5 protein-coding genes, 1 pseudogene and 1 CRISPR repeat array are annotated in these 5895 nt (G+C 55.4%); all 6 genes and pseudogenes read right to left on the bottom strand.

The genetic code is table 11. The features are described 5' to 3' along the window. A CRISPR array of direct repeats spans positions 1-748; the repeat unit is 28 nt; unit sequence GCTCGCTGCCGCGCAGGCAGCTCAGAAA. A 172-nt stretch (positions 749-920) separates the two neighbouring features. After that, the gene (gene pgi / locus B2Z72_RS11400) at positions 921-2579 is read right to left on the bottom strand and encodes a glucose-6-phosphate isomerase (RefSeq protein WP_296980844.1); all 1659 of its coding nucleotides are present in this window, start codon (positions 2577-2579) and stop codon (positions 921-923) included. Between the two features lie 169 nt (positions 2580-2748). Continuing rightward, positions 2749-3129: an aspartate 1-decarboxylase gene (gene panD / locus B2Z72_RS11395; protein ID WP_296980842.1), complete on the bottom strand. Its 381-nt coding sequence runs from the start codon at positions 3127-3129 to the stop codon at positions 2749-2751. Positions 3130-3227: 98 nt separating this feature from the next. Further along, positions 3228-4094, bottom strand: a complete 867-nt coding sequence (panC, locus tag B2Z72_RS11390) for a pantoate--beta-alanine ligase (protein ID WP_296980840.1) — start codon at positions 4092-4094, stop codon at positions 3228-3230. Then, positions 4091-4900: a 3-methyl-2-oxobutanoate hydroxymethyltransferase gene (panB, locus tag B2Z72_RS11385; RefSeq protein WP_296980838.1), complete on the bottom strand. Its 810-nt coding sequence runs from the start codon at positions 4898-4900 to the stop codon at positions 4091-4093. The genes panC and panB overlap by 4 nt, the downstream gene beginning before the upstream one ends. A gap of 52 nt (positions 4901-4952) precedes the next feature. Beyond that, positions 4953-5447: a 2-amino-4-hydroxy-6-hydroxymethyldihydropteridine diphosphokinase gene (folK, locus tag B2Z72_RS11380; RefSeq protein WP_296980836.1), complete on the bottom strand. Its 495-nt coding sequence runs from the start codon at positions 5445-5447 to the stop codon at positions 4953-4955. 19 nt (positions 5448-5466) lie between these two features. Further along, positions 5467-5895, bottom strand: a pseudogene (locus tag B2Z72_RS11375) (polynucleotide adenylyltransferase PcnB); the annotation flags it as partial.

The following is a 5895-nucleotide window of genomic DNA, read 5'->3' as shown; positions in this document are numbered from 1 at the left end:
GCTCGCTGCCGCGCAGGCAGCTCAGAAAAGCAACGGTAACGCACGTATCTCAAGCACCATGCTCGCTGCCGCGCAGGCAGCTCAGAAATGCGATCAGATAAACGTCAGCTGGAAAACACGGCTCGCTGCCGCGCAGGCAGCTCAGAAATACCATTACAAGGCCTTTAAGCACAAATTAGGGCTCGCTGCCGCGCAGGCAGCTCAGAAAGCTTGTTGCTGCGGAGCTGGCTGCTGCTGCGGGCTCGCTGCCGCGCAGGCAGCTCAGAAATTCTACTTTGAGGATCTTAAAATGCACAGGAAGCTCGCTGCCGCGCAGGCAGCTCAGAAATGCACCAGATACTGCAACCTGCTTTTTAGATGGCTCGCTGCCGCGCAGGCAGCTCAGAAATGTATCCAGCAGCATGATCAGGAAATCACGCAGCTCGCTGCCGCGCAGGCAGCTCAGAAAGGCCCCCTTATCGTGGAAGACCACATCACCGGGCTCGCTGCTGCGCAGGCAGCTCAGAAATGTTGAATCCCACTCCTTCGTCACGTCGCCAGGCTCGCTGCCGCGCAGGCAGCTCAGAAAATTCGCCCGCGCCTGATACTCCTGCGCCTGAAGCTCGCTGCCGCGCAGGCAGCTCAGAAATTGTCAGGCTCCGGGAGATATGATGGAAATGTGCTCGCTGCCGCGCAGGTAGCTCAGAAAAGAACGGTCAGCCGAAAATGAAGAACCGCTACGCTCGCTGCCGCGCAGGCAGCTCAGAAAAATCCGTTTAATTCCTGATTAAAAACCTTCCGGCTCGCTGCCTCCTAGTCAACCCGGAAACTGATCGTGCTCTAAGTTTTCTGGTGTAGAACTGCGACCAGAATCAGGGGCTGGCCAGTTGTTTCCGTTAGGCATTCATTGCACTGTTGGCCTGATATGTGTACCGCTGCTTTTACAGCAGATTCTGCATCTGATGGAAGGCGCGCACCAGGCCGTTGGTTGAACCGTCGAACTCTTCCGGAATGGCGTCAGATTCCAGCGCGCCGAGTACTTTGCTGCCCAGCTGTTTGCCCAGTTCCACACCCCATTGATCGAAGGAGTTAACGCCCCACAGGAAGCCCTGAGCGGCGACTTTGTGCTCGTACAGGGCAATCAGTGCGCCGATGGTCTGTGGCTTGGCTTTGGGGAAGTAGAGGGTGTTGCTCGGCCGGTTGCCGGGAATCACTTTCTGCGCCGCCAGTACAATGGCTTCGGCTTTGCTCATGCCAGCGGCGGTCAGCTCAGCGATGGCTTCGTCTTCCGATTTACCCTGCAGCAATGCCTGGCTTTGACTCAGGCAGTTGGATACCAGCATGGCGTGGAAGTTATCAATCGGGTTATGGCTGGTCATCGGCATGATGAAATCACAGGGCGAAAAGTGCGTGCCCTGGTGCAGCAGCTGGTGGAACGCATGCTGGCCGTTGGTACCAACGCCACCCCAGATAATCGGACCGGTGTTGTAATCCACCTGATTGCCATCGATGGTAATGGATTTACCGTTACTCTCCATGTCCAGCTGCTGCAGGTGCGCCGGCAGCGAACGCAGATAATGGTCGTAAGGCAGAATGGCGTGGGAGTTTACGCCGAAGAAATTCACATACCAGACGCCGAGCAGCGCCATAATCACCGGCATATTCTGCGCTAAGGGGGCGGTGCGGAAATGCTCATCCATTTCATAGGCGCCACGCAGCAGGTCGCGGAAATTATCGATACCAATGGCCAGAGCCAGCGGCAGACCGATGGCTGACCACAGGGAGTAACGACCGCCAACCCAGTCCCACATCGGGAAGATGTTTTCTTCGTCGATTCCAAAGGCTTTGGCTTTTTCGACGTTGGAGGATACCGCGGTAAAGTGTTTCGGCAGATCCTGTTCGTTACCGCCGTTATCCAGGAACCACTGGCGGCAGGCGGTGGCATTTTTCAGCGTTTCCTGAGTACCGAAGGATTTCGACTGAATAATAAACAGCGTGGTGGCCGGATCGAGACGCTTGAGAATTTCGGTAATGTGCGAGCCATCGATGTTGGCCAGATAATGAATGTTCAGGCGGCTGTCCCAATAGGGTTTGAGTGCCCCTGAGGCCAGTTTCGGGCCTAAAAATGAGCCGCCGATGCCGATAGAAACCACATCGGTAAATGGCTTGTTACTGTAGCCGCGCCATTGGTTACGGCGTACTTTCCAGCAGAATTCTTCCATGCGGTGCACGGTTTCACGCACTTCCGGCATGATGTCCTGACCATCGACCAGAATCGGACGGTCGCTGTAATTACGCAGTGCGGTATGCAGCGCCGGACGTTTTTCACTGCGGTTAATGGCTTCGCCGGTAAACATGCTGTCGATCTGCGCCGGCAGGTTGCGTTCCTGTGCCAGGCGGATCAGCAGATGCATGGTGTCTTCATTGATACGGTTTTTCGAGAAGTCGAGTGACAGGCCGGCAGCTTCCGCGTGAAAGCGTTCGAAGCGGTTGGGGTCCGTGGCAAACCAGTCGCGCATGTGCTGATCTTTAATCTCGTCGTAGTGCTTCTGCAACGACTTCCAGATATCAGTTTGCGTAAGACTTCCTGATACAGACATACCGTTTCCTTGAGTAACAATTTTCGTCTGAGTATACGGAAGCGGCGGGCGGCGGGCAAAAAAGGTCAGCATTGGCGAACAAAACAGGGCACCGATAAGCGCATAAAAAAGCCGCACAGCGTGAGCGGTGCGGCTTTTTATAATATGAAATTAACGGTCTGAACAGAGCTCAGGCGAGCTGTACCGGAATATCAAAACTGGTGTGGCTGACGCTGTTGTCTTCGTTCATGTACACCATTTTCGGTTTAAAGCTGGCCAGTTCACTTTCATCAAAATTGCCATAAGTGCAGATGATCACACGGTCACCAACGCTGGCCTGATGCGCAGCAGCACCGTTTACAGAAATAATGCCGGAACCGTCTTCGCCACGGATGATGTAGGTGGTGAAGCGCTTGCCGTTATCAATGTTGTAGATCTGAATCTGTTCGAATTCGCGCATGCCGGTCATGTCCAGCAGCTTGCCGTCGATGGCACAGGAGCCTTCGTAGTTGAGTACGGCGTGGGTGACGCGGGCCTGATGGAGTTTGGCTTTCAGCATAATGCTCTGCATGAAGTCCCCTTATTCTTTTATATGAGGTGGGTCTGCAGGGCGGGGTAAAGGTGGGTGTTACCGCCGCCCGTTGGGCGGCGGAGTATGCCGCAGGGGGCTCAGGGATTCAACGTGATGGTCAGGTTGTCGATCAGCAGGTTGTCGATCAGGCGGGCTTTGCCAATGTAGGCTGCGCCAAGGATGACGACTGAGTCGTCGTCCGGGGTGGCCGGAGCCAGATCAGAGGTGCGGCGGATTTCCAGGTAATCAGTACGGAAACCACGCTGATCCAGACGCTCACGTGCAGTCTTCAGTGTTTGCTCAACGTCTTTGTGGGCACGGAAGTCTTCAGCGATTTCCTGCAGGGTCTGGAACAGACCGGTGGCCTGTTCGCGTTCCACTTCTGTCAGGTAGCCATTGCGTGAGCTCAGCGCCAGACCATCGTCGGCACGCTTGATAGCGACCGGTACGATTTCCACTGGCATGCACAGGTCAGCCACCATTTTTTTGATCACGGCGACCTGCTGGAAGTCTTTCTCACCGAAAAATGCCATATCCGGCATCACCATGTTAAACAGCTTGTTGACCACGGTGGCGACGCCATCAAAGTGACCCGGACGGCTGCCACCACACAGACCCTCGGAAACCTCAGGTACGTGGATAATGGTCTGACGGTCCTGGCCTTCCGGATACATCTCGTTGACGTCCGGAGCAAACAGAACCTCACAGCCGGCACCGGCGAGCATGGCCTGATCCTGTTCCAGCGTGCGTGGGTAGCGCGCCAGGTCGTCGGGATCATCAAATTGCAGCGGGTTAACAAAGATGCTGGCAACCACAAAGCATTCGTTCTGAATGGCATTGTCGACCAGACTGATGTGGCCATCATGCAGATTGCCCATAGTCGGTACGAAACCAATGCGACGACCCTGTTTACGGGCTTCGCGGACGTGCTCACGCAGTTCGCTGATAGTATGTACTGTAATCATTCGCTGAAACTGTATTCGTCAGATGGGAATTGACCGTTTTTCACTTCTTCCACGTACGCGCTGAACGCCTGCTGTACGTTACGGCCATCAGTTAGGAAATTCTTTACGAACTTTGGCATGCGGCCAATTTTAAGCCCCAGCATGTCATGCATCACCAGTACCTGAGCATCGGTGCTGTTACCGGCGCCGATACCGATCACGGGTACTTCAACAGCTTTGGTAATGCGCTCTGCCAGAGGATTTGGTACGCACTCCAGCAAAATAATATCGGCTCCGGCTTCAGCCAGAGCAACGGCATTGGCCACCATGGCGTCGGCAGCGCTGCTGTCGCGCCCCTGTACCCGGTAACCACCGAATTTGTTTACAAACTGTGGGGTCAGCCCCAAATGGGCACACACAGGAACGCCCTGTGACGCCAGTGCTGCGGTGATCGGCAGCAGGCTGTCATCACCTTCCAGTTTGACCATGTGAGCGCCGGCCTGCATCACTTCGCGGGCACTCGAAAGACCCTGTTCCAAAGTGGCATAGCTCATAAACGGCAGATCGGTCATGATCAGCGCAGGGGTTTCTGAACGACGGTTTCCACGGGCAACACAAGAGGTGTGGTATGCCATATCGGCAACCGTGACCGGCAGAGTACTGTCGTGGCCCTGTAAAACATTGCCCAGTGAATCACCTACTAACAGGACGTCGACGCCGGCATCGGCTGCCAGATGGGCAAAGGTCGAATCGTAAGCCGTCAGTACAGCAAACTTCTCACCGGCGGCTTTTTTTGCCTGCAGTGAGCGGATACTGATAGGAGTCATGGTTCAGGGTCTCCGGTTTAGGCCCAAGAGGGCGTATGGTGCGGATTGACAGTTATAAGTCAACCGTCAATGCGCTTATACGCTGGATTTCGCCGCTGAATTCCGGCTCCAGAGCCGCGAGTTTCCTGCCGTCTGGCAGTATCAGCTGTGGCGCAATTTCCAGCAGAGGTAACACCACAAAACTGCGGTTACACATCTCCTTGTGTGGGATTGTCAGACGATCAGAGCTGTAGGTCTCATCGCCATAAAGCAGAATATCCAGGTCAATGGTGCGCTCACCCCAGTGACGGAGTTTGACCCGCCCCTGTGAATCTTCCTGTTGTTTGACTGCGTCCAGCAGAGCTTCCGGCGCCAGATCGGTATCGATCGCCGCCACCACATTCAGGTAGTCTGGCTGATCCTGCGGGCCCAGCGGTTTGCTGCCATACAATGAAGACCAGCTCAGTAAACGACAATGCGGCATTTTGTCCAAGGCCTGCAACGCCGTAACGATCTGTTCCGCCGGGTTATTTAAATTGGCTCCCAGCCCGATATAACAAACAGTCATAGTGTTACTCTTCGGGTGATCAGGAGCGGCGGTTGTTGCGCTTGCGTGGTGGGCGGCGACGTCTGCGCTCACCATCACCATCGGCTTCAGAACGGCCTCTGGCAGGCACCAGATCCGGGTTTTCCTGCTGCAGGCGGGTCCAGAATTTACCCAGACCGTTGAGGTTTTCACCGGACTGCTCGCGCAGCAGAACAAAATCGTACGCAGCGCGGAAACGCGGATGCGTCAGCAGTTCTGTGGTTTTACGGCTTTGGGTACGGGCCAGGCGTAACTGCAGTTCCCAGATCTCACGCATCGGAATGGAGAAACGCTTGGGAATCGAGGTGGCTTGCAGCTGCTGCGACATAATGCGGTCAGCGGCTTTCTGCATGGCCGGGTGTGCGGCCATTCCGGCGGCTTCAAATTCCTCTTTGACGCGCTGCAGTGGTGCCCACAGCAGCGAAGCCAG

This window comes from Thalassolituus sp. UBA6592 (assembly GCF_002433655.1).
Lineage (GTDB): Bacteria > Pseudomonadota > Gammaproteobacteria > Pseudomonadales > Oceanobacteraceae > Venatoribacter.
The sequence above is the reverse complement of the archived record's forward strand: the minus strand, read 5'-3'. Positions and strand labels throughout refer to the sequence as shown.

Coding starts and splice junctions, on each gene's coding strand:
- pgi (WP_296980844.1), bottom strand. CDS start 2,579: ATGTCTGTATCAGGAAGTCTTACGCAAACTGATATCTGGAAGTCGTTG.
- panD (WP_296980842.1), bottom strand. CDS start 3,129: ATGCAGAGCATTATGCTGAAAGCCAAACTCCATCAGGCCCGCGTCACC.
- panC (WP_296980840.1), bottom strand. CDS start 4,094: ATGATTACAGTACATACTATCAGCGAACTGCGTGAGCACGTCCGCGAA.
- panB (WP_296980838.1), bottom strand. CDS start 4,900: ATGACTCCTATCAGTATCCGCTCACTGCAGGCAAAAAAAGCCGCCGGT.
- folK (WP_296980836.1), bottom strand. CDS start 5,447: ATGACTGTTTGTTATATCGGGCTGGGAGCCAATTTAAATAACCCGGCG.